14 protein-coding genes and 2 tRNA genes are annotated in these 26,773 nt (G+C 41.0%); 10 read left to right on the top strand and 6 right to left on the bottom strand.

Annotated elements, in window-relative coordinates; translation table 11 throughout:
* A partial coding sequence (locus BUA16_RS12345; protein WP_245795557.1) for a transposase occupies window positions 1–277 on the top strand: 277 nt, incomplete at its 5' end.
* A gap of 229 nt (window positions 278–506) precedes the next feature.
* Here the strand turns inward: BUA16_RS12345 and BUA16_RS12340 are convergent.
* From BUA16_RS12340 to BUA16_RS12330, 3 genes are all read right to left on the bottom strand, one after another.
* Window positions 507–580 (bottom strand) — tRNA-Arg (locus tag BUA16_RS12340).
* A 55-nt stretch (window positions 581–635) separates the two neighbouring features.
* Window positions 636–713: transfer RNA gene (locus tag BUA16_RS12335), tRNA-Pro, on the bottom strand.
* 152 nt (window positions 714–865) lie between these two features.
* On the bottom strand, window positions 866–9,295 hold the full coding sequence (locus BUA16_RS12330; RefSeq protein WP_072765059.1) for a T9SS type B sorting domain-containing protein: 8,430 nt from the start codon (window positions 9,293–9,295) through the stop codon (window positions 866–868).
* A 138-nt stretch (window positions 9,296–9,433) separates the two neighbouring features.
* On the opposite strand from BUA16_RS12330, the gene BUA16_RS12325 reads away from it, so the two are divergent.
* Window positions 9,434–10,552, top strand: coding sequence for a PQQ-dependent sugar dehydrogenase (locus BUA16_RS12325; protein ID WP_072765058.1), 1,119 nt, complete (start codon window positions 9,434–9,436; stop codon window positions 10,550–10,552).
* Between the two features lie 74 nt (window positions 10,553–10,626).
* Entirely contained in the window at window positions 10,627–11,034 is a 408-nt protein-coding gene (locus BUA16_RS12320) for a c-type cytochrome (protein ID WP_072765057.1), read from the top strand.
* Between the two features lie 3 nt (window positions 11,035–11,037).
* Here BUA16_RS12320 and BUA16_RS12315 read toward each other — a convergent pair whose 3' ends face one another.
* Window positions 11,038–11,853 (bottom strand): N-acetylmuramic acid 6-phosphate etherase, encoded by an 816-nt coding sequence (locus tag BUA16_RS12315; RefSeq protein ID WP_072765056.1) that lies wholly within the window; start codon window positions 11,851–11,853, stop codon window positions 11,038–11,040.
* A 207-nt stretch (window positions 11,854–12,060) separates the two neighbouring features.
* Here BUA16_RS12315 and BUA16_RS12310 point away from each other — a divergent pair, with 207 nt between their 5' ends.
* From BUA16_RS12310 to acs, 6 genes are all read left to right on the top strand, one after another.
* Window positions 12,061–13,191, top strand: coding sequence for an acyltransferase family protein (locus BUA16_RS12310; RefSeq protein WP_072765055.1), 1,131 nt, complete (start codon window positions 12,061–12,063; stop codon window positions 13,189–13,191).
* Window positions 13,192–13,205: 14 nt separating this feature from the next.
* A complete protein-coding gene (locus BUA16_RS12305; RefSeq protein ID WP_072765054.1) occupies window positions 13,206–16,148 on the top strand; it encodes a serine hydrolase domain-containing protein in 2,943 nt (980 codons plus the stop codon).
* Between the two features lie 17 nt (window positions 16,149–16,165).
* The gene (locus BUA16_RS12300) at window positions 16,166–17,242 is read left to right on the top strand and encodes an anhydro-N-acetylmuramic acid kinase (protein ID WP_072765053.1); all 1,077 of its coding nucleotides are present in this window, start codon (window positions 16,166–16,168) and stop codon (window positions 17,240–17,242) included.
* Window positions 17,243–17,333: 91 nt separating this feature from the next.
* Complete coding sequence (locus tag BUA16_RS12295) at window positions 17,334–17,594, top strand: DUF4212 domain-containing protein (protein ID WP_072765052.1); 261 nt, start codon at window positions 17,334–17,336, stop codon at window positions 17,592–17,594.
* A 30-nt stretch (window positions 17,595–17,624) separates the two neighbouring features.
* The gene (locus BUA16_RS12290) at window positions 17,625–19,322 is read left to right on the top strand and encodes a sodium:solute symporter family protein (RefSeq protein WP_072765051.1); all 1,698 of its coding nucleotides are present in this window, start codon (window positions 17,625–17,627) and stop codon (window positions 19,320–19,322) included.
* Window positions 19,323–19,438: 116 nt separating this feature from the next.
* Window positions 19,439–21,346, top strand: a complete 1,908-nt coding sequence (gene acs, locus BUA16_RS12285; RefSeq protein WP_072765050.1) for an acetate--CoA ligase — start codon at window positions 19,439–19,441, stop codon at window positions 21,344–21,346.
* A gap of 202 nt (window positions 21,347–21,548) precedes the next feature.
* Here acs and BUA16_RS12280 read toward each other — a convergent pair whose 3' ends face one another.
* A complete protein-coding gene (locus tag BUA16_RS12280; protein WP_072765049.1) occupies window positions 21,549–22,757 on the bottom strand; it encodes a multidrug effflux MFS transporter in 1,209 nt (402 codons plus the stop codon).
* Between the two features lie 325 nt (window positions 22,758–23,082).
* Complete coding sequence (locus tag BUA16_RS12275; RefSeq protein WP_072765048.1) at window positions 23,083–23,313, bottom strand: hypothetical protein; 231 nt, start codon at window positions 23,311–23,313, stop codon at window positions 23,083–23,085.
* A gap of 553 nt (window positions 23,314–23,866) precedes the next feature.
* Between BUA16_RS12275 and BUA16_RS12270 the strand changes: the two genes are divergently transcribed.
* Window positions 23,867–26,773: a PEP/pyruvate-binding domain-containing protein gene (locus BUA16_RS12270; RefSeq protein ID WP_072765047.1), complete on the top strand. Its 2,907-nt coding sequence runs from the start codon at window positions 23,867–23,869 to the stop codon at window positions 26,771–26,773.

Below are 26,773 nucleotides of genomic sequence, written 5' to 3'. Positions count from 1 at the left end.
CAGGAACATATTCAATACAGCCACTACTATACAAACGGCATATACCAAACTGGCACATTGGCACAAGGACGTAGAGGCTTCGGGCTTTAAAAGCTTCCAAACAGTGGCTAACAGTATCAGCGTTAATTACAGAACTATCCTGAACTATTTTATAAATAAAAGTACGAATGCCTCGGCAGAATCATTCAATGCAAAAATTAAAGCGTTCAGGGCACAGTTCAGAGGGGTGAAAAATGTAGAATTCTTCCTTTATAGATTAACCACAATTTTTGCATAAACACAACAATTGGTCATGATCCGTTTTTTGTTTTATTCTAAAGCTCAAACAAGTTTGGCTTTTCTCCGTACATCAGGATTACCTTCGGTGATCCTTCTTTATCAATGTTGCAAATTCAAAACCCACCAGCTATCGCTGCCGGTTTTTTGTTTTATTCTAAAGCTCAAACAAGTTTGGCTTTTTTATAAAACAAAAAACCACGCCATTTGGCGTGGTTTTGAGAGTGTCGTGATGGCAGAAGGATTCGAACCTTCGACCGCCTGCTTAGAAGGCAGGTGCTCTATCCAGCTGAGCTATGCCACCATTAAAAAGTAGTTGCCTACTTTTATATTGGTTTATCGAAATCTCTTTCGATTTGTGGTCGGGGTGGCAGGATTCGAACCTGCGACCTCCGCGTCCCAAACGCGGCGCGATAACCGGGCTACGCTACACCCCGAAGAAAATATGAGCGGTTGTTTTTAGTAAAACAGTTGCTATTTTTTCGGACTGCAAATATAGAACATATGTTTAAATAAAAAAGAAAAAATGCATAAAAAATCCACCTTATTTTTCATGCTCTTTTGTATCAGCCAATTAGAAGTTATATTTTTATCTATAAAGGGTAAAATGGCCAATATATTGATGATTTTCCTTATCATGAGTATTCACTTCGTACCAATAATCCCCGCTAGGCATTTCTGTTCCCCTATATGTACCATCCCATCCAGAGACATTATCCAAAATAGCCACTACCCTACCGTAGCGATCATATATCTTTACTTTTAAATTTGGAAAATAACTGCTGTTCCCCGGAACCCATTCGTCATTTTTATGATCTCCATTGGGGGTAAAAAAGTTAGGTGCTTCAATCCTTCCCGTAAAATCAAAAGGAATCGTAATAGTAGCACTACACCCCATTTGGTCTCTTACCGATACGGTAATATTACTATCTTCCATGGCGTAGAAAACAGTATCGGATCCAGTAGCTTTGCCTTGAAAAAAATATTCATACTCCCCAAAACCACCCACAGCCTTAGCCGTTATCTGATCGGGACCTGTTTTTATGGCGGTAAGAGTTAAGGGTTCATAGGGATCAATGGTAAAGGTCACAAAGCTACTGCATCCGTTTTCGTGGTATATATAAACTGTATGCTCCCCTGGATGTAAATTTCCAAAAGCGGTCTGGGTATTTGCCTGTGAAAGGTCGTCTACATTTAAGGAAAAGAGTAAACGCGTCTCCACACTAGGATCTGCCAGTAGAATACTTGTTGTGTTATTGGGAAAAATCCCTTCACAACCATAAGCTACCTGAGCTTCTGCTTTCAATTCTACCCCCATTGTTATAGGCACTATCACATTGGTTTCGCAGCCTTTTGCGTCCCTTATAAATACCACGTAGGTTTCACCTCCTTTTAGATGATCAAAAACGAGTCTATCATTTCTATAAAATACCTCGTCACCAGTGGCATCAGGACCTATTAGTTTTGTCTCGTAAAATCCGAAACCCCCTAAGTCTACAAAAGGCGTTCCCCCCGTCATACTCAATTGTGCCGATCCGTCCGATGCCAATAAACAGGTTTCCGGAGTAGCACTAACATTAGTCACCATCAATTCTTCAGGTACCGTGATAACAACTTCTTGTAATATACTACATCCTAGTTCGTCCTGTACAATTATCTCGTAAGAACCTGGAGGTAGATCTCTAAAAGTAATAGCATTTTGATTAAGGGGATCGTTACCTTCAAAAAACTCACTTAAGGTTTCCGAAATAGAAAAACGGATTTGTCCGCTCCCACCACTCGCCTCAATTCTTATTTGACCATCCAAATCACCACTGCAGCTCACAGGAACGGCCTCTAATCGCTCCAAAATCAAAGCTTCCTTTGGACTGACGACTATTTCTTGGGAAATAGCACTACAAGTAGCACTCGTTACATAGACATAATAACTGCCTGCATCTAAGTTTCTAAAAACTCCTGAAGTTTGTGAGTTCCTAATAATATCTGAAGACATTGGCATTCTCGGCACTCCTGGTGCACCACTATCTAAATTATTATTTACCAAAATATAGTTATAGTTACCTACGCCACCAAAGGCTTCCGAACGGATGATACCAGTAGCTTCCCCTGAACATTTAATATTGGCATCGACCAAATCTAAGGCAATGACCAAAGGCAATGCCCTATCTAAATTAATTTCATTAGATAATTGAATTGGGCAACCATTTCCGTTTTGTACTTCGTACTGATATGGTCCTGGGTTGGCATTCACATCTGGAATTATAATTTCTACTTTATTAATGTTAGTACCACCAAAAGACACAAAAGGATCTGAAGTGCCACTTCTGCGATAAAAATATTCCATTCCTGCCATTGGATTGGTCACCGATAATTCCATCCGTCCTTCGTCCTCACAGCCTGGAGACAGGGTTTCTACCAAATCTGGATCTACAGCTAAGGGGTCTTGGATAATAATTTCTTGGGTAGTAAAACTACAGCCCCAACCATCGAATACATTTATGTTAAACCGCCCAGAAGGGAGGTTGTAAAATCGGATAGACTCTTGTAAACCACTAGTATTTAAAATAGCGCCAGCACTATCCAGTCGGTTTAATTGGTATAAATATTCTTCTCCATCGCCATTTAAATCTTGTCCCCCACTAACGTTATAAGCTTCTATAATACCATCATTGGAGCCAGGACATAAAAGGGGTTGTACAATTCTAATATCGGCTGCAATTTGCATCGGTAAATTAAGCGAAAACTCTTCTGTAACCACACATCCTTGCATATCGACAATACTCAACCTATAGTTACCATTAGACAAATCCCCAAAAACATTCGTTAAAGAAAAGGGAATAACTGTACTAAAGCTACCGAGAACAGCCGTTTCTTGTTCCAATTGGTATTGATATCCGCCCCAACCGCCATCGCCACTGACCGTAATTTCGCCCCTACCCGGAATAAAACAAGTTACCGCAGCGGTTTGTACCGGAATTATATCTAACACCCTGTTTGGCCCGTGCACAGTAGTTACGTTACTAATAACTGTACAATACGGACTGTCTAATTCTAGAATCCGTACAACAAGATTCCCTGCCGGTACCCCTGTGATAATTTCAGGGGTATTTATAGGGTTCTCGGTATCAAAACTCCCCATAACGCCTGTAGAGGTTTCTACACCGGCCAAATCACGAGAAAACACCTCATACTCATATTTCCCGACATAGTTATTAATGGCTATACTTATTTCCCCATCGGACCCTCCAAAACAAGTTACTGGTTTAATCTCATTGATATCGGCCACTAAAAGGTTATAATCTGGTACCGTATGAATAGTGGTAACATACAAACACCCGCCATTGTCGATATCCCTGACCGCAAAAATATAATCGCCAGGGGTATCTATATCCCAGACAATCCTATCGGCGCCACCCGTCATACGTTCTGGTTGGGAGCCTAGCGGTAATATTTCTACTCCGTAATTCCCCGATCCCTGATCAATTACTATTTCTACTGTTCCGGGAACTACCCCTGTTCCCGAAGCATCACAACCAATAGAACTAATCTCGTTAAAACTAAAGGTTAACCCATCAGGAGGGGTAAGGTTTATGGTATCTATAACTTCGCATCCATTGGCATCCCGAATGGTTACTGTTATAAGCTGTGGGCGCCCATTATCTATAATTTCGAAAACATTACTGCTTTGGAAGTTGGTTCCGTCAAAAACAGCCGTACCATCGTTAATACTAAAAGTATACGGAGCTGTTCCTGTAAGACTACCACTACCATCGCCATTGGAGTCCGTGTATATGAATAAGCTGGTGGTGTTAAAAGTATTTGTTGCCAGGTTACAGCTAAAAGGCAATGCATATGCCTTCCCCATTAATTCGGTTGGTTCTGCTATAGTTGCTCCTAAGCGCAGGGATACACACCCTCTATTAGACACCACCTCAACCTCATAAGTATCGGCCGATAAATTATCCAATATGGCATCGGCCTGACTGCGAACCAATGTATTTGTGCTATCATATAAATTATAGGTAAAAGGTCCGTCCGTTGCCGTAGCCGACACCAAGTCGACCGTAATACTGCCATCAACGCTTCCGAAACAGGAAATATCCGTTGTGCTCAACGTATCAATTACAGGTTGCAAAACCGTAATAATGTTTACCGTAGCGGTATCTTGGCACAAGGGCACCGTATTGGAACTTCTGTCGGTAACAGTTATGGAATAATTTCCGGGCAGCAAACCTGAAAATACAGGATCGTTGTCTTGATCCACAACCAAGCCCGCACCATCATCCAAAACATAATTAAAATTGCCACTTCCACCCGATGTTTCTACAGTTATAATTCCATCTGAGTTATTACAAGAAGGTTCGGCCGTCGCGCTAGCAGTGATCGAAAAGAAATCGAATACGGCTGCCTCTACGGTATTGGTACATCCATTGCCATCGCGAACAATGATGGTATAGGTCCCCGGATTGGGCATGGTAAACGTAGGACTGGATTGAAACCCGCCGCCCATGTCATATTGAAAGGTCGTTTCTGGAGATGTTCCACTACTTAATGGAGAAGTAACTTCGACGATATAGGACGAAACTGCGGTACATTGGTTAGTAACATCTACGGTAGGTGTTGGCACGCCTGGTGACATGGAAATAGTTTGACTACTAATAGATTCACAGCTATTGGCATCCTGAACATAAATATCATAATCTCCTGGGGGCAAATCGTAGGTCGTAGCCGATGTAAATACTCCTACGAGGGTAGTACTAGGTACTACAGAAAACAGGTATGGCGCTGTGCCTCCCACTCCACGTACTATTAATTGTCCATTAGGATTGTTACAATTAGCATTGGTATTCCGATCGACACTAATTGTTGGAATATCCTGGATTATAACCCCCTGTGCACTGCTTGTACAATTAGAATTCAAATCTTCTACCAATACCTGATAGCTTCCTGGAGGCAATGAGGTGATCTGATCTGCATAGGGATCTCCCGTATATGCCGGAACCGTTATTGTTGATGGGGGAGAAATAAAGGCTCCCGTGCTAGAATTTATAACCGAAATTTCTAATTGTGTTCCTGTATAATCTATAACCTCATAACTAAAAACACCATTCCCAGCAACCTCACAGGAAGCTGTAGTTCCTGAAGCCGTAACTACGAGGGAATTGGGTTCGTCTACCGGAGGGATTTCCCGAAAATAAATACAGTTGGTTACCATATCATGAACCTCTACGGTATATGCAACCCCATAAATTATTCCATTCAAGGCATTGCTAAAGGTATGGGTTCCTCCTCCAGGATTAAGAGGGTAATAAGAGGGCTCTCCCAACAGTCTAATTTCGTAGGTCCCAGAACCTCCAGACACTGAAACGCTATAGGTAAAGCCTGTTGCATCGCAAGATACAGGAACTGGCGGCGGAATTGGGGCTATAGAAAGTCCGGAAGCTGTTAAGGTAACCACATCGCGATCTTCACAACCGGCGGCATCCCTTGTTATTACGGTATAGCGTCCGGTTGGCAAATTAGTAAAACTAGCAGTGTCACTGGGCGTTGGCCCTACCATACTCGTTACACTACCACTGCTACTTAATAGGGTATAGGTATATGGACCTACTCCGTTGGTATTCCCATCAACATCTATGCTTCCCAATACTACTCCCGAGGAGCAGCTTGCTGCGTTCATAACCACTGACGCATCTATTCCAGCTGTAGGAGGTCCTACGGTAAAGTCAACATCTACCCAACATCCCCTGCTGTCCCTAACATAGTAGGTATAATTGCCCGGGGAAAGGTTTCCATAAACGTTCTGATTGGTAAATGAGCCCGGAGAATTATCGATGCTATATTGAAATGGTGGAATTCCAACCGAAGTATCTGGTACCAGCTCTACCACTCCAGTAGTAGGATCATCACATCTTGGATTGGTAACCGTGGCATTTGCTACAATAGTTGCCGTAGGGTCTATGGTTACTATATTAGTTTCTACCATACATCCAAAATTATCGGTGACTCGGAATTGATAGGTTCCTGGATTTGCGGTGGTATATACAAAACTACTGCCATAAATAGCAGTGGGGCCTGTATATGCAGCTCCATTATAACTCATTTCGTAGGTATTATAAGGCGGATTTCCATTACTTAATGTTACGCTTATTTCCGCATCCCCTGCTCCTGTTAGGCTACATGTTAGTCCCTTTTGGATACTTATTCTAGAAGTTGTTTGTGGCCTTATATACCGGGTAATACTACCAATACAATTGTTGCCATCCCGAACCTCTATTTTATGGTTGCCCGGACCTAAATTTCCAAAACTAGCGCTCATTCCGCCTGGCACCCAAGTCCCATTGTTTATTCTATATTCGTAATTACCATCCCCACCACTGGCATTGACCTCCAAGGTAGTACCATCGGTACTATCGAAACAAAAATCCGAGGCTGCGATATCTAATAGTAAGGTAGGTGCTGTTAGTGCTGTAAAGTTATAACTGGCCGAGGCGATACATCCGCCACCGTCTACCACTGCTATGGTGTATAGCCCAGAGTCATCGGTCAATCCCGAAAAATTCGGATTGCTTCTGGGGCCAACGGTGCTTCCATTTGGCCTAGTGAGCGTATAGTTATACCCGCCCCATCCGCCAGAAGCATTCGCATTTACCGATCCTCTATTGTTATTCTGACAGCTCATATCCGTCCATAGAGGTGCAATAGTTAAAGGGGCCGAAGGTTCTGCTATGGTCAATATGCCCGATTCGCTACAGCTTGTAACTTCATCCGTTACTGTAAGGGTGTAGGAACCAGCAGGCAAACCACTTAATGGAATAACGTTAGAAGTTTGGCCCGTACCCATAGAATTCCCATCTATTTGATAGCTATAGCTACTGCTAAAACCATCGACAATAAACCGACCTTCCCCATCACTCTCACCAATACAGCTATTGTTGCGAACAACCTGACTGCTGACGCCTATAGAACTGATTTCTGTAATCGCAAAGCTTTCGGTATAACTACAGCCCTCGGCATCGGTTACTCTAAAAGTATAGCTTCCTAAAGCTAAACCGGTAAAACTATTATTAGGGCCGTTATGTACCGTTATCGGAGAAATAATTTTATAATCGGAAATACTCTCTCCACCAGTTACCGTCAGACTAACCGATGCCGTAGAGGTGGCACAATCGATCGCCATGATAGTAAAATCTATATCAGTTGGTTTATCAATCGGATCGAATACAATGGCTGGTAAGGTCTCTACACAACCATTAGCATCCCTAATCTGTGGACTATAGGTTCCGGTTGAAAGTCCGCTAAAAACGGTAGTACCTAAAATAAAACCTGACCCAATACTGTATTCGTATGGTCCTACCCCGCCACTGACTCCTGAAAAGGTGATTTCCCCGCCATTTTGGTTTGCACAACTAGGGATTTCCGTATCGCTAGCGGTTGCAGTAATGATAGAAGGAGCCCCTATTGATCTACTGATTGCCGGAGTATTACAGCTAAAAGTATCTTGTTGGTAACGCACTACTACATCATAGGTCGCAGGAGCCAAATTTGAGAAAACGTTACTGTTCCGAAAGCTTGCCCCGTTATTAATACTGTATTCCAAATTATAACCGTTGCTATTGGTAACATTTACTGTGATACTCCCATTATTAGCACCTCCACAATTTGCATCCATAGAGGATATATTATAGACGGGAGGTGGAATATTCTCTACATCGACCACAGTGTTTTTTGAACATCCATTAGCATCACGGACAACAATATTATAGGTCCCAGGATTGTTTACAGTATGGGTGGTACCACTGGAAAAACTTCCTTCGAACACCCCTCCATTGACACTGAATTGATAAGGAGCGGTTCCTCCACTAGCATTTAGAGTAATGGCTACAGAAGTTGCTCCGCAACCAAAACTATCCGTAGCAAAGGCAGTAGCATCCACTGGAACCAATCCGGCTCCAATTGTTATTGGGTCTCCGTTGATAGTACTAATAGAGTCGGCACAACTACTACCGGCCTGTACGGCGACCGAGTATGTACCCGCACCTAGGTTGTTAAAAGTATGGGTATTAGAGCTATTGGGACCAAAAGAATTCATAGTGGTCCCATTTCGTATCAACTTATAACTATAAAATCCAGGAACTCCGGATATATCGATCGTGATACTCCCCTTTTCCCCACTACAGCTAATATCGACCTTAGATACCTCAACGGTCATATCTACCTCATTAATGCTTACTATTTGTGATGGAAAAACACAAGCACTTTGCGAAGCATTTTTTAATCTGGTAAACACCTGATAATTTCCTTCAGCGGTTATATCAAAATAAGGATTGTCCTGAAATGGGCCACTGGCCGAATTAAGGCTGTATTCATATCCAGAAGGAACATTAGTAACTTCCACCCTACCAGGGGTACCACAAACAATATCTTGAGTACTTAACTGAGGGTTCAAAGGATTAGACGACACCCTGAAATAATAGAAAACGCCAGAGTCTATCCTTACCCTATATTCCCCCGCAACCGAGGGATCGCTGGCATCTAAAAAATAAGATGCCCCAGTAATGGCAGGTCCGTAGCAACTATTATCCTTCACCGGACAAGAATCGCCTCCGACCAAAGGACAGCTTGCCAATTGCTTTTGCCAGGTAATGGTACCACTCCCGTTAACCGTTACCGTTCTATTGTCTCCGGTACCACAAAGAAAAAATTTAGCTAAAGTACTCCCGTCATTCGTACAGACAACTTCTTCATTAGCCCCATTAATAATGGTTGTAAACATCATAGAGCTAATTTCCTTTTCTGTACTCGATTGTCTTGAACTGGAAGTCTTGGATGGATACTTAATTATATCCCCTGCCAAAATCTGATGAACCGAGGAAGAAGTATTGATTTCCTTAACGGCCGATGCAACATCTGAATCAAAACCATGTACCATTGTATTGGCCATTACTGAACGACCAATAATTGAACCGACTATCAATAGCACTGAATAAAATATATGCTTTGAATTTCTAGGAAGCATAGTTTAAATAAGGTTTTAAGGTCTGTATCTCGATGAAGGATAAAATATAGTCCACATGCTATTGGTTATTTTTGGCTATTTTATAATTATCTTTAGGTAAATTTGTTTACTTAATTACTTATTAACTAACGCCTTATCATGAAGTATAGTATTCTACTACTCGGTTTCACTCTATTGACGATGAATTTTTCATGCGCACAATCCACTGAAAATAAAATAGATACCCCTAAAAAAGAGTCTTTTTCGACAGAATTAATAATCGATGAACTACAAATTCCGTGGGGAATGGCTTTCTTACCGGATGGTAGTATGTTAATCACAGAAAAGTCTGGAGAACTGATTCATTTTAAAGACGGAAAAAAATCTATAGTAAGCAATGTACCGGACATTTATGTTAGAGGGCAAGGGGGGTTATTGGATATTGCCCTGCATCCGGATTATAAGAACAATGGCTGGATTTACATTTCCTACGCTTCTGAAGAAGGAGCCGAAAAAGGAGGAAACACCACCTTATTACGGGCCAAACTACAGAACAACAGCCTAACCAACTCAGAAGTGCTTTACAAAGCCACCCCAAACACTACCAAAGGCCAACATTTTGGATCTAGAATAGTTTTTGACAATGATGGTTATTTGTATTTCTCGATTGGGGATCGGGGAGATCGAGACGTTAATCCACAAGATATTAGCAGGGATGGAGGAAAAATATATCGACTCCATGACGACGGCGCTATTCCAAACGACAACCCTTTTGTAAGTCAAGAAGGGGCCAAGAAGGCTATTTTTAGTTATGGCCACAGAAATCCTCAAGGCCTGATCAAAAACCCTGTAACCGGTACCATATGGGAACACGAACATGGCCCCCAAGGCGGCGATGAAATCAACATCATAGAAAAAGGCAAAAATTATGGTTGGCCCTTGGTTACCTATGGCATTAATTATAGTGGAACCTCTATCACGGACAACACAGAATTGGAAGGTACAGAACAACCGATATACTATTGGGTACCCTCTATAGCCCCCAGCGGAATGGCTTTTGTGACTTCCGACAAATACCCTGATTGGAAAAATAATTTATTGATAGGGTCTCTAAAATTTCAATACCTAGAAAGATTGGTTCTTAAGGATAATAAAGTAGTAAAACGCGAAAAACTAATGACCGATATTGGCCGCGTACGCGATGTTCGGCAAGCTCCTGATGGCTATATTTATGTGGCTGTTGAAGGAAAGGGGATTTTTAAATTGATCCCTAATTAAATACTGGTTTTTCGGATTTAGTATTTACAAGCCCTAAAAAAACAAAAACACTTTTCTTTAAAAACTTTCAAAAAATGAAATTGTTCTTTTTGACCTATATTCCTGCCATACTTTTTCTGACTATTTTTCTTTTTCAAGACAAGGAATTAGAAGAAAGCATTAAACGAGGAGCAGACATTTACACCGACTTCTGTGTCAACTGCCATATATCGAAAGGAGAAGGAGTTGAAAAGACCTTCCCGCCATTGGCTAACTCTGATTATCTACTTAAAAAAAGAGAAGAAAGCATCCGTGGAATTAAATATGGTCAACAAGGTCCTATTGTCGTCAATGGTATAAACTATAACGGAACCATGGCTCCTATGGGACTAGAAGACCAAGAAATTGCAGATGTAATGAACTATATCCTTAATTCATGGGGTAACAAGAACAAAAAACTTGTTACCCCTGAAGAGGTTTCAAAAATAGAAAAAGAACATTAAAGGTTAGCCCTTTTGGGCATCGATTACTTTTTTTACGGAACCGTATTTTTTCAACAATATTTCGGCCTCTTTATAATCTAGCTTTAATTCTTCTACCAAATAACGGGTCCCACGGTCTACCAGTTTAACATTGCTAAGCTGCATATTCACCATCTTATTACCCTGTACCCTCCCAATTTTGACCATAAGGGCAGTAGAGATCATATTGAGCACCAGTTTTTGAGAGGTTCCGCTTTTCATTCTAGTACTCCCTGTAACAAATTCTGGCCCTACATTCACTGCAATGGGAATCTCTACGGCTTGAGTCAAGGGAGAACCAGGATTATTGGTGATACAGGCAGTAAGCAATCCCTTGGACATTGCTTCCTGTACGCCTCCAATAACGTATGGCGTAGTCCCAGAAGCGGCAATTCCCACTATGGTATCATTTTCAGTAATATCGAAGGCCATTAGGTCTTTCCAAGCCTGTTCTTTATCGTCTTCCGCATTCTCAACCGCCTTTCGGATGGCAATATCGCCCCCTGCGATCAGACCAATTACGCGATCGTGCGACATTCCATAAGTAGGCGGAATTTCAGATGCATCCAGAATACCCAATCTACCACTAGTGCCTGCCCCAATATAAAACAAACGGCCTCCTTTGTTAAATCTTTCCACCAAGCCATCTACCAATTTTGTAATTGCCGGTATCTCCCTTTCTACTGCCGCTGCAATTTTTTTATCCTCCTCATTTATACTGGCGAGGATCGTACCCGTATCCATCAATTCAAGATCTGTGTAATTGGATGGCATTTCGGTAATTCTTTTATAATTTGACATGGTGTAGCTTGTTAAATTTTAATAACAAAAATACCCCTTTTTTTAGATGAATAGATTTCTTCAGAAAAAAGCTAATTAAATAAAACTAAAATATTCAGGCTATTATAATTTATATTTAGAATTGTTATCCTTAATTTTTCACTCCAAAAAACCTGTTTTTAAAGATTTTAAACCTAAACAACCACCAATTTTAAACACTACCACTTAATGGAAAAATCACTTCCCCCTCAAAGGTATTATGCCTTGGACATTCTACGCGGAATGACCATTGCCTTAATGATCATGGTAAACAACCCTGGAAGCTGGTCTAGCATATATCCCCCACTTAAACACGCCGCATGGCATGGTTTTACCCCAACAGATTGGGTTTTTCCTTCCTTTTTGTTTGTGGTAGGAACCGCCATGAGCTTCAGTATGAGAAAATACGAGCAGCTAGGAAATTCTGCAATTCTAAAAAAAATATTTAAACGAGCAGGAGCCATATTCCTAATCGGACTCCTCTTGAATGCCTTCCCTTTTATCTATCGCACAGATGGAGGAATCGCTTTTAAAAACCTGGCCGACATCCGGATCATGGGAGTATTGCAACGTATTGCCCTATGCTACCTCTTTGGAGCACTGATAATACATTATTTAAAACTAAAAAAATCGGTAATAGTAGGAGTCTTCATCCTTTTGGCCTATTGGGCTATTATGTACTTTTTTGGATCATCGCCATTGCCTTTCAGTTTGGAAAACAATGCCGCTTTAAAATTTGACAACCTAATTTTTAGGAACGAAAACATATACAAAGGTTTTGGAATTTCTTTTGATCCCGAAGGGCTCTTGAGTACCCTCACAGCAACCGTAAACGTAATTGCCGGATATGTGGCTGGTATTTTTGTACAGAAATCTGGAAATAATATTAAAACTGTTTTGAAACTAATAGCCGCAAGCTTAACACTAATCGTTGTGTCTCTTATTTGGGATATTTATTTCCCCATTAACAAACCTATTTGGACAAGTTCATTTGTGCTGTACAGTACAGGATGGACCCTAATGGTGTTAGCTATATTGATCTATACCATTGAATTATTGAACTTTAAAAAATGGGCCTATTTCTTTGAGCCATTTGGCAAAAATCCACTATTTATCTATGTGGTTTCGGGGCTGGTAGCAAACCTATTGGCACTAATATACGTCAATACAGTCCCCCTAAAGTCTTGGCTATACGCTAATTTTTATCTAAGCTGGATGGAGGACCTGAATGCTTCCCTTGGTTTTGCCGTAAGTTTTATTGCAATGATGTGGCTTTTGGGCTATGTGCTCGACAAAAAAAAAATCTATATTAAAGTATAATAATCACCATCAATATGTTTTTAAGAAAAGTAAGGTTATTTATCGCCGTAATCCTGCTCGTCAATATGTTAAACGCTCAGGAAAACACGCCACCCCCCCCTGAATTTCTGCAATATACTCATAGTACATGGGTAGACTCCATAATGAAATCCCTAACGCCCCAGGAGCGAATAGGGCAACTTATATGGGTGTCTGCCTATTCTAATAGAGGATCGGAACACCGAGCAGATATCCTAAAAACTATAGAAAAATGGAATATAGGGGGATTGGTCTTTTTTCAAGGCGACCCCCTTACCCAGGTAAAATTGATGAACGAATACCAAAATGCGGCAAAAGTGCCTTTAATGGGAGCTATCGATGCCGAATGGGGGCTAGGGATGCGATTAGATAACACCATAAGTTTCCCTTTTCAGATGGCCTTGGGAGCCATTGAGGACAACACCCTAATCTATAAGATGGGTAAAGAAGTGGCTCAACAAATTAAAAGAGTGGGGCTGCACCTGAACTTTGCCCCAGTTGCCGATGTAAACAACAACCCAGAGAACCCCGTGATCAACTATCGCTCTTTTGGCGAAGATAAAATTAAGGTCGCCGAAAAGAGCATTGCCTATATGCAGGGAATGCAAGACGGCGGATTGATCACCACGGCTAAACATTTTCCGGGACATGGCGATACCAGCACCGATTCCCACTACGATTTACCTCAAATAGATCATTCCTTGGAGCGATTGAACAATTTGGAATTGTACCCCTTCAAGGAACTTATAAATGCCGGTATCAATGGCATGATGGTGGCCCATTTAAATATTCCCGCCTTAGACCCATCGGGGCAACCTTCTACCCTCTCCAAAGCAATCATTACCGATCTTTTAAAGGACCAACTCGGATTTAAAGGATTGATTGTTACCGATGCCATGGAAATGAAGGGAGTAACCAAAGGGAACCTACCAGGGGTAGTGGATAAAAATGCCGTTTTGGCGGGCAACGATGTCCTAGAACTGGTACAGGATGTAGAAAAGGCTATTACTGAAATAAAAAAAGCGATAGACAAAGGCCTAATTTCCCAAAAAGATATAGATACAAGGGTCAGAAAAATTTTGGCCGCCAAGCAGTGGGTGAAATTAAACGAATACCAAGACCTACCCCTCACCAACCTCCTAGAAGACATTCACCATCCACAAGCATTGTTGTTAGAAAGAAATTTAACGGAAGCTTCCTTAACAGTATTAAAAAATGAGGGAGATATCATCCCTTTAAAAAGGTTGGACACCCTTAAAATCATGTCGGTTTCCATTGGCACGGACACCAAGACTACCTTTCAAAAGACACTCGACCTATATTCCGAAGTTGCTCATTTCACTTTGCCTACGGAGGCCTCCCTTGAAGAGGTTGAGGCAATCCAGAAAGTATTTCCCCACTACAATTTAATCATCGTTGGTGTGCACGACGATAGCCCAAGACCCCGAAATACTATAAAATTTTCGGAACCCGTACAATCATTTATACAGGCCCTCCCCTTTGAAAAAACCCTGATCTCTTATTTCAAAAACCCATATTCCATAGACAAACTAAACAACATGGAAAATGCTATGGGACTAATTGCCTCCTATCAGGATAGTAAATCTGCCCAAGACCTGACCGCACAATTAATTTTTGGAGGAATCGGGGCCAATGGCCGACTACCAGTCGGAATCGGCAAAAAGTTTAAAGCAGGGGACGGTCTTTCTATCCAAGGCGGAATTCGTTTTAAATATACCCTGCCAGAGGATGCAGGGATGGATTCTAAAACCCTAATCCATGGCGTGGATTCCCTTATGAACGAAGCAATAAATGCCAAGGCAACCCCTGGAGGTCAACTATTGGTCGCTAAGAACGGAAAGGTTGTTTTACACAAGGCTTACGGCCTAAAAAAATACAACGACACCACTAAAGTGAATACCGAGGATATCTATGACTTGGCATCTGTCACAAAAATTTCCTCTGCTCTTCCCGCACTTATGAAACTGCACGATGAAGGGAAGTTTGACCTCAACAATGGAATAGGCGATTACCTGAAGTATTTTAAAAACTCCAATAAAGATAACGCCAGTTTCAAGGAAATATTGGCCCATCAGGCCGGGTTTAACCCCTATATCACCTATTGGAAAAATACCCTTCGAAAAAATGGCAGTTACAAATGGAGTACCATCAAAAAAGATTCCTCGGCAGGTTTTCCCATAAAGATCACCTCCAAAATGTGGCTCCATCGCAAGTATCAAAAAAAGATATTTAAGGCAATCAAAAAATCGCCTCTGCTCGAAAAAAAGGAATACAAGTATTCTGGCCTGCTTTTTATGCTATTGCCTACCATCATTCAAGAAATTACCGATGAAAACTTTGTAGATTATGTAAACCAGCACTTTTATGACAAATTGGGAGCATGTACCTTAACCTATAAACCCTATGAAAAATTTGATAAAAAACGGATAGTCCCTACCGAGCATGATTTTATGTTCAGACACCTGCCGATACATGGATCCGTTCACGATGAAGGGGCTGCGATGATGGGCGGAGTTTCGGCTAATGCAGGCCTGTTCTCCAATGCTAACGACCTTGCCAAACTCTTGCAAATGTATTTAAATATGGGCTCCTATGGCGGCGAGCGATTTATCGCAGAAAACACCCTCAAAGAATTTACCAAAGTACAATTTCCTGAGAATAACAACCACAGAGGACTGGGATTCGATAAGCCGTATTTAAAATATAGAGGTAAAAATAGCAACACCGCCAAAGATGCCAGCAGCGATAGTTTTGGACATACCGGATTTACAGGAATCATGGTTTGGATAGATCCTAAAGAAGAACTATTGTACGTTTTCCTTTCTAATCGTGTCCTCCCAACTAGGGAGAATACTACCCTCTACAAATTGAACACCCGTACCAATATTCAACAAGTTTTGTACGACGCCATCCAATAACCTCAACACATCTAGGAATGAAAATTTATAAAGTCATAGGATTAATGTCGGGCACTTCTCTAGATGGTCTAGACCTTGCCTATTGCCATATTTGGAAGACTAAGAACGGATGGGATTTTGAGATTAAACAATCCAAAAGCATTGCCTATGACAAAACCATGGAATCACAACTAAAAAATGCGATCTACTTGCCGGCAACAGAATTGTTAGCGTTCCATAACACCTATGGCACTTGGTTGGGAAAACAAGCCAAAGCATTTATCGACCAGCATCATTTAGAAATCGATTTTATTGCTAGTCACGGACATACTGCCCACCATCAACCGCAAAAAGGTTTTACGTTCCAGATTGGATCTGGACAACATCTGGCCCACGAATGCGGAAAAAAAGTTATTTGCGATTTTCGTTCCAAGGATGTTGCCTTGGGCGGACAAGGGGCTCCCCTAGTACCAATTGGTGACCAGTTATTCTTTGGCCAATACGACTACTGCCTTAACCTTGGTGGAATCAGCAATATTTCTTTCCAAAAAAATGGCCAACGCTTGGCCTATGACATCGGTTTGGCCAATATGATCCTAAACCACATCACCCAAAAAATAAATCTTAGTTATGATAAAAATGGTGCTATGGCCTCTAAGGGACAGATTAATAACCTTATGCTTCAAGAGTTAAACAATTTAGAGTTTTATCGCTTGCCCTTTCCAAAGTCTATTGGGTTCGAATGGTTCGTCGAAAAAGTGCTGCCTATTGTAGATAACTCCCAAGATAGTATCGAGAATTTATTGCATACTAGTATCCATCACATCACCGAACAGATAAATGTGCAGTTAAAATTGCATAATATTAAAACAAAAAGCCGCTTATTTGTTACAGGAGGCGGGGCATTGAATACTTTTTTAATGGATACTCTACAAGATAAATTAGGCGCTACCGTAAAAGTTATTACCCCTTCTAACACCCTCATAGAATTTAAGGAAGCCCTTGTTTTTGCCCTTATGGGTGTCCTAAGAGATGTAGAAGAAACCAATTGTTTAAGCTCCGTCACCGGCGCAAAAAAAGATTGTTCGGGCGGCGTAATCTATCTCCCTTCCTAAAAAAACCAATCGTTTATTTTAGTACAATTTCCTATATTCGAGAAACTAATCTGACCAAACCACAGATATCTCTAATTAAACCGTATTTAAAATGAGTGATCAACAAAAAAAAGCTACTGCCTATTGGAAAAAAAACATCCGCTACGTTTTAGTTCTTCTAGCAATTTGGTTTACCGTTTCCTTTGGTGCCGGAATTTTATTAAAAGATGCTTTGAACAGTTTTAAGATCGGCGGATTTCAACTCGGTTTTTGGTTTGCCCAACAGGGCGCCATCTACGTTTTTGTTGTTTTAATATTTGTCTATGTACGCCTCATGAACAAACTTGATAAAAAATACGGCTACAACGAATAACCCCTACCACCAACCAAAAAACCTAAACTTATGAGTGTACAAGTATGGACTTACCTCCTTGTCGGAATTACCTTTGCCCTATATATAGGTATAGCGATATGGTCTAGGGCCGGCTCTACCAAAGAATTTTATATCGCCGGGGGTGGCGTATCTCCTTTGGCCAACGGAATGGCCACTGCCGCTGACTGGATGTCGGCAGCTTCGTTTATTTCTATGGCTGGTATTATAGCCTTTTCTGGCTATGACGGCTCAGTATATTTAATGGGATGGACCGGAGGCTATGTATTATTGGCCCTTTTACTAGCTCCCTATCTTAGAAAATTCGGAAAATTTACGGTTCCCGATTTTATAGGGGAACGCTACTATTCCAAAACCGCCCGAATCGTAGCAGTATGTTGTGCTCTTATAGTTTCCTTTACTTATGTGGCCGGACAAATGAGGGGTGTTGGCGTGGTGTTCTCAAGGTTTTTACAAGTCGATATCAATACCGGGGTCATTATTGGGATGATCATTGTATTGTTCTATGCCGTATTGGGAGGAATGAAGGGAATCACCTATACCCAAGTCGCACAGTATTGTGTTTTAATATTTGCCTTTATGGTGCCCGCAATTTTTATTTCTTTGCAAATGACCGGCAACCCTATTCCCCAATTAGGCATGGGGGCTACCATAAATGACGGCTCGGAAACCTTTTTATTAGACCGGTTAAACGGTCTCTCCACAGAATTAGGCTTTGCGGCTTATACCGATGGGGCCAAAGATATGATAGATATTTTTGCCATTACCTTGGCATTAATGGTAGGCACGGCAGGACTTCCCCATGTTATTGTGAGGTTCTTTACGGTGAAACGAGTTAAAGACGCCCGTAAATCTGCCGGAATAGCGCTCTTACTGATTGCCATATTATATACCACCGCCCCGGCGGTTGCCGTGTTTGCTAAAACGAACCTTTTAAATACGGTAAGCAATAAAGAATATAGCCATATGCCCAAATGGTTTAAAAATTGGGAAGACACTGGCTTATTGCTTTTTGAGGATAAAAACCAGGATGGCATTATTCAATATCTTGCAGACAATAGCAAAAATGAACTGACCGTGGACAATGATATTATGGTCTTGGCTAATCCAGAAATTGCCAAGCTTCCAGCATGGGTCATTGCTTTGGTCGCCGCTGGCGGACTGGCAGCGGCCTTATCTACGGCAGCCGGACTCCTATTAGTGATCTCCTCCTCGGTTTCCCACGATTTGATCAAAAATGTCTTTAACCCCAATATCTCGGAAAAAGGAGAATTGTGGGCAGCGCGTATTGCTGCTACCCTAGCCGTAATCGTCGCTGGGTATTTTGGAATTCACCCCCCCGGTTTTGTCGCCGCTGTTGTAGCCCTTGCTTTTGGCCTGGCCGCAGCATCATTCTTTCCCGCTATTATCCTAGGGATTTTTTATAAAAAAATGAACAAAGAAGGAGCGGTAAGCGGAATGATAGTCGGTATAGGCCTTATGCTCTACTATATGGCCAAATTTAAATTAGGATGGTTAGGAGAAATTCCCGATAACTCCAATTGGTGGTTTGGCATATCCCCAGAAGGGTTTGGAAGTGTCGCCATGGCAGTGAATTTCATCGTGGCACTGATTATCAGTCGCTTCACTCCAGAACCACCTTTACAAGTTCAAGAAATCACAGAAAACATCCGTATTCCTAGCGGTGCGGGAAATGCTAAAATGCATTAACAACATCGGTGAAAAACATAAAAGGGCTAGATATTTAATAATATTATAGTAAATTTAAAACGTGCAATATAATCATCCCAATTTTTTGATGATACAATAAAATTTATAGAGAAACAATGAGTAACTACCACATCAAACATTTAGAAGAATACTACCAAGTTTATAGAAAATCAGTAAGAGAACCAGAAAATTTTTGGGGAGAAGTCGCAGAAGAGCATTTTATGTGGCGTAAAAAATGGGACAATGTTTTAAGTTGGGATTTTAATACTCCTGAAGTAAAATGGTTCCAAGGTGCCCAACTCAACATAACAGAAAATTGTATCGATAGGCATTTGCTCACAAGAGGAGACAAAACCGCCTTAATTTTTGAACCAAACAATCCAGAAGAAGCAGCACAACATATTACGTATCGCCAGCTTCATGCCCGTGTATGTCAATTGGCCAATGTATTAAAAGACCAAGGTGTAAAAAAAGGAGATAGGGTGTGTATTTACCTTCCCATGATTCCGGAACTCTCTATTGCATTATTAGCATGCGCCAGAATAGGCGCCATCCATTCCGTGATTTTTGCCGGATTCTCTTCCACTGCACTATCTACTAGGATCAATGATAGCGATTGTAAATTGGTCATCACTTCCGATGGCTCCTACAGAGGATCCAAATCTATTGACCTAAAAGCAATTGTAGACGAAGGCTTGGAAGATTGCCCAGGAGTAAAAACGGTATTGGTTGTAAAAAGAACCAATACTGCAGTTGCCATGAAAGAAGGACGCGATAAATGGCTACAGCCCTTATTAGACAAAGCTTACCAAGACTGCGTTCCAGAGATCATGAATGCCGAAGATCCCTTATTTATTCTGTATACTTCAGGATCTACCGGAAAACCTAAGGGAATGGTCCACACTACCGGGGGGTATATGGTGTATACCGCCTACACCTTTAAAAACGTTTTTCAATACACAGAGAACGATGTATATTGGTGTACCGCAGATATAGGATGGATTACCGGTCATAGCTATATTGTGTACGGTCCTTTGGCTAATGGCGCCACAACCCTAATGTTCGAAGGTGTCCCTAGCTATCCGGACTATAGCCGTTTTTGGGAAATCGTCGAAAAACATAAGGTCAATCAGTTTTATACCGCTCCAACGGCAATCAGGGCCTTGGCAAAACAAAATATATCCTTCGCCGAAAAACACGATCTCTCTTCTTTGAAAGTATTGGGCTCCGTTGGAGAACCAATTAACGAGGAAGCATGGCATTGGTACAACGATGTAATCGGAAAAAAGAAAAGTCCAATTGTAGATACTTGGTGGCAAACAGAGACTGGGGGAATTATGATTACTCCTATCCCTTTTGTAACGCCGACAAAACCAACCTACGCTACACTTCCTTTTATAGGGATACAACCAGCCCTGATGGATGAAAAGGGAATAGAACTAAAAGGCAACCAAGTAGAGGGGCGCTTGTGTATAAAATTCCCCTGGCCAGGGATGGCCAGAACCATTTGGGGCAATCATGAACGCTACAAAGACACCTATTTCTCGGCCTTTCCAGGTATGTACTTCTCCGGCGATGGCGCCCTTAGAGACGAGGTAGGCTATTACAGAATTACCGGGCGTGTCGATGATGTTATTATCGTTTCTGGACATAATTTGGGTACCGCCCCAATAGAAGACGCCATCAACGAACATCCGGCAGTGGCTGAATCGGCTATCGTAGGTTTTCCACACGACATTAAAGGGAACGCTCTTTATGGCTTCGTTATCCTTAAAGAATCCGGAGAATCCCGTATGCACGACAACCTAAGAAAAGAGATCAATCAAATCATTACGGAACATATTGGCCCTATCGCCAAATTAGATAAGATCCAATTTACTAGTGGGCTTCCCAAGACCCGCTCGGGTAAGATCATGAGGCGAATTTTACGCAAGATCGCCAGTAAGGACATGAGCAATATGGGAGACACCTCTACTTTGCTAAATCCGGAAATTGTAGATGTTATTAAAGACAGTGCACTGTAGGCACTAAGTACGGAAGCAGCAATTGTTTCTTTTGATTATTGCTAGGGCATTGCCGCTTTATGGTTCCCCCATAAAGTGGCACCTGCTTTCCGCTATATCTTTTTATGCCTCATTCTTCGGCTTATAAAAAGGATGCCGCTGCAATCAGTAATGCAAATTCAAGTACCATTATCCTATCTTACCCAGAAGTGAAAAATAAGGATTAGGCAGTAGCTATCAAGGATTTACCCTTTATCATTAGAAAAACCCCTAAAGAAATCACCCCACAGACAGAAAAGCCGATAAATAAAGGCAAAGTACTGTTCTGCACAAAACTACCAATATAAGTGGCTATCGGAATGGCCATCATAGTCGAAATAAAACCGGTTATGGCCGCCCCTATTCCGGCAATATGCCCAATGGGCTCCATGGCAATAGCACGTAAATTCCCAAATAAAAAACCAAGGGTAAAAAATTGGAGCGCTAAAAAAGTGATCAGTACCCCTAAACTAGGATTGGGAGCGTTCCAAAACATCCCTATGTAAATTAAAGCTGTGCTGCAATACAAGGAAAGCGCTATATAAACCAGTCTGCGCATCCCGAGACGTACCACCAAAGTACCGTTTAAAAGGGTAGATAAACCTACAGAAATAGCCAGTCCCGCAAAGATATACGGAAAATCGTCTGCCAAATTATATTGGATTTCAAAAATTTGTTGGGCAGTGCTTAAATACACCATGAAAGCGCCGGTTATTAGACCAGAAACCAAGGTAAAGGCCACCGTTTCCTTATGACGGAACAATTCCTTAAACCCGTCTATAAATACGTGTTTAGAGAAAGGTATGGTATACTCCTTTTTTAAGGTTTCTGGCTGTCGTTTCCAAAACCAAAGGCTCACCAAAAGGGTAAAAAACAACTGTACATAAAAAATAGCTTCCCAACCGTAATGGTCCAAGAAAAACTTCCCCATCGCAGGAGCTACTATGGGAACTAAAATAAAAAAGGCCGTAACAAAAGACATAATCTTGGCCATATAATCACCCTTAAAAGAGTCCCTGATCATAGAAATACTAATAGTCCTCGGTGCCGATAATCCAATTCCCTGTAATACCCGCCCTGCGATCATCCATTCAAAAGAAGGGGCCACGACACATAATATACTTCCGATAATAAATATAGAAAACCCAAGATATACAATGGGTTTCCTTCCAAAACTATCAGACAATGGTCCAAAAACCAATTGTCCTGCTCCCAATCCCAAAAATATCATAGTGATTAACATTTGGTTCACCGTGGGGTCCAAGCTGTTTACGGAAAGACCGATATGGGTCATGGCGGGCAATATGGCATCGATAGCCAATGCTACTATAGACATTAAAGAGGCCATAATGGCAACAAATTCAAATTGAGCCTTACTCTTCGATTTTTGCATCCGGCAAATGTACGCATAAGCCTATAGACAAAAGAACCTACCCCTTATTATAACATAACGATAACAGTTTACAAGTGTATTTGTACAGGCCATAGACTAAAATACTAAGCAATTCATAATAAACCCTTTAAGTTTCACTAAGTAGACTGAACTGAACTTATCTTTGGCAAAAACATATCTATAAAATAGCCGAGGGTAATTTAAATATCACCACATAATACACAGCACTTTGGACCATTACCTATAGGTCCGCCCCTATAGCACCATTTTATTGGGTGAAATTAGAAAAACTAGAATAACAATAATATTATATTGCCATATAGAATTAATTAAAATTCAATAAGAAGTTACAACTCACAAAATTTATTTGCCACCTCTTTTGCATGTTTACCTCAGCAGCAACAGCAGTTTCTTTCAAAGTTGATTCATCGAATGCTTGTAATGCGCCATTAAGGGTATTCAATGCTTGCTGATTCCCCGTTTTCTTAATGGTTTCTGTTAGAATTAGTATTTTTCCATAGGCCTGGATTCCTGCTACTAAACGTTCAAAACGCATAGAGGTTCTACCCCCTGGATCTATTAAATAAGCGTCTCTGCCAACCCTTGTCGTAAACCTGCTGTCTTGTAAATATTTCCATCCCCAAGAGGAATGTCTACTTTTTTAACAAATAATAAGTTCTTAGCATAAAAATTCAATCCTTCTCCCTAACCTTGAACCGGAACGCTTACAACGCTGACCTTCATATTTCCCTAGTTTTTATGTTCATATTTACAATTTCAGTATCCCGTTGGAATTAGGATATCTTTAAATGTACGCTATTCGAATATTTTCCTAAAACAAACTGTCAGATTGCACTGCTGCTTAGATTCCTTGGCACAAAATAAACACAACAAGTATTCCCCCTCCGATAATTTATAAATCCGTTTAAATTTTTCTTATCTTCCAAAAAGATGACATTGCTGCTTCAGTATAAATATTTAGTTATTCCCCTGGTTACTAAGTCGATACTTATCATCTATAAAACGATTTTTTACCTTGTAACGCTCTTTGGATTAAAATTTGATAGTACATTTAAACGACCACTAGCTTTTATTACCAATCGAAATCTATGAAAAAACAACTTATTTTCGCCTTCATATTATGTTATGCTACCCATCTAGGAATGGCGCAAAAAATAAACGCCGACCAAATTAAAGAACAGATAGCTTCCTATAAAAAAGATATTAGAGGACCTTATCAAGAAATAAGATGGTTCTGTACCGATGGTAGTACCAGAGCACCAAAAGATCCATGTCCAAAAAACATAGGCCCGGGTATACAGCACGCTACTTACAAACCTACTATTGTCCAACTCGGAAAACAGCATCATATATATCTTGGTCAAATTTTGGCCTATACTGCACAAGAGGAGTTTTGGGATGCAGAAAACAACCATTCTCGTTTAAAACAATACCAGCTCAATCAATATTTAAGAAGCGTAGACAATGGTTGGATCCTTCAAAAAGGACAATATTACAGAGGGGCCATACAATCAGAAGATGAAGAAGCTTGGGGCGTCAATTTTTACAAATGGCTGTTCTCGAACAATAAAAATTTAAAAGAGAATTTTTACCTCATCCGCCAATCCTTAAAAGACATTCCACACCGTGGAGACGATAACGTGGCGCAATTGATCCGCAGCGATTCTAAAGTTATTTCTGATATGGCGCCAGATTTCATGTCCATCAGAATAAAGATACATGGACAACCAGAGGCAAGTGACATTGAAAAAGTAAAGGATTTTAAACGTACCAACGGCCATAAACTATCTTCTGCCATCCAAGCCAAAATAGATATTTTGTTAGAAAACATGATCGGTTTTTACAAACCTGTAGATATCGCTTCCCTACAACAAAAGACTTCTTTGGTAAAAGAGGCCGAAATAGGAAAAACCATCCAGACCTATATTTCAAATAACAAGGACCAAAAGGAGCCTTCCTTTCTTGTTCCTGCAACAGCCGAACTTTTATTGGCTATAAGGAAAGCAATACTCACCCAAGAAAATCCTGCGGCGCAACTTCAACTTTTGGATACCTCCTTAAAGTTGGAAGAAATCATTTTTAAAAATTCACCCCTTTGGAAACCAGAAACCCTAAACGATTTATTAACTAAAATATGCTATTTGGGAATGGCCAATGCCGGCGCCGGCTATATTGAACTTGCCGAATGGGAACAACTGAATTTAAGTACTATTTCTTCTTCGCAAAAAACGGCTACCTTGGAAGACCTGACCGCCATTCTAGAAAATGCCCGTAGGGAAGTAGAATGGAGTTCTAGCATGGTAAAAGCCAATTATCAGGAAGTGGTTGACTTGTATGCTGAATTTGAACCTTTGGCCAATGGGTTTATCGATGATAAAATCAGGGGCTCCATTGCCCTGCATTTAGGCAAGGCCGTTGGAGACTTGGGCGATATTATCGCTCAGGAATCGGCCCTGACCAATAAGGTGTTGAACATTCCCAACCAAAGTGGTATAAGAGGTCTCAACCCCGGATATGCCCTCGGGGAACTAGTTGTCGTAAGCGGGTCACCCGACAATATTGAAGTAGCTTCCAATAAAATATACGTGTTTCAACGCCCCCCGGCCGATTTAAAGCCCATTGCCGGAATTGCTACGGTTTCTGAGGGAAATATGGTATCTCACGTCCAATTATTAGCACGAAACTTGGGGATTCCCAATACGGCCCTAGCAGATGACAACTTGCTAAATCTTCAAACATTCCATGGCGAAAGAGTTTTTTATGCCGTCTCCAACAAAGGCAATGTTATTATGAAATTGGAAAAGGACATGACCCAAGAAGAGAAAAACCTCTTTGCTAAAAAGGAACGCAAGGAAGAAAAAATTCAAGTCCCCACACAGAACATTGAATTATCGAATACCAAAATCCTTAACCTCAGATCGGTTGATGCAGCTGACTCTGGAAAACTTTGCGGTCCAAAGGCTGCTAATCTAGGGCAATTAAAAAAAATGTTCCCAGACAAAGTAGTCGAAGGCTTGGTGATTCCTTTTGGTATTTTTAGAGCCCATATGGACCAAGCTATGCCTGGGCAAAAAATCACCTATTGGCAGTTTTTAAACCAAATGTTCAAAGAAGCCGAGGGTATGCACAGCAAAGGTATTCCTGAAATGGAAATAGAAAACTACCAGCTAAGACAGCTAGAAACGTTGCGAGAGGCCATAAAAAAAATGCCCCTACAGCCCCAATTCATAACCCAATTAGAATCAGATTTTAAGAATGTACTAGGAAAGGATATTGGCAATATTCCGGTATTCCTAAGAAGTGATACCAATATGGAAGACCTTAAAGATTTTACAGGAGCCGGATTAAACCTGACTATTTTTAATGTCATTTCCAAAGAAAAAATCATATCAGGTATTAAAGATGTGTGGGCCTCTCCCTATACTGAACGCAGTTTTAAATGGCGTCAAAAATACCTGCTCAATCCAGAAAATGTTTTCCCTTCCATTTTGGTCATTCCAAGTGTCGATGTGGATTATTCAGGGGTATTGATTACCAAAGGTATTAGTTCTGGCAATGACAAGGATTTAACTATTGCCTTTAGCCGTGGTGCCGGAGGGGCCGTAGACGGTCAGGCTGCAGAAACCTATTTGATAAAAGATACGGGCGAAATTCAATTATTGGCACCTGCCAGGGATATGTACCACAATAGACTGCCGGCAACGGGGGGTACCGAAAAAAAATCATCCACATTTGAAAACTTCATCCTTAATCCAAAAAACATTCAAGATATTAAGGCATTTGCAACAACCATCCGCCAGACCCTCCCTAAAGAAACCCATTCGGATTATGAGGGTGCCTATGATGTGGAACTAGGTTTCCAAAACAACAAATTGTGGTTATTTCAAATACGGCCCTTCGTGGAAAATAAAAAAGCGCTGACTTCCGATTATTTGGAATCCATAACCCCGAAAATAGATATTAATAAGCGAATACCGCTTTCTAAAAAAATATAG

Origin of the sequence: Arenibacter nanhaiticus (assembly GCF_900141935.1) — a bacterium.
Taxonomy (GTDB): Bacteria; Bacteroidota; Bacteroidia; order Flavobacteriales; family Flavobacteriaceae; genus Arenibacter; species Arenibacter nanhaiticus.
This window is presented reverse-complemented; position numbering and strand designations above follow the sequence as displayed.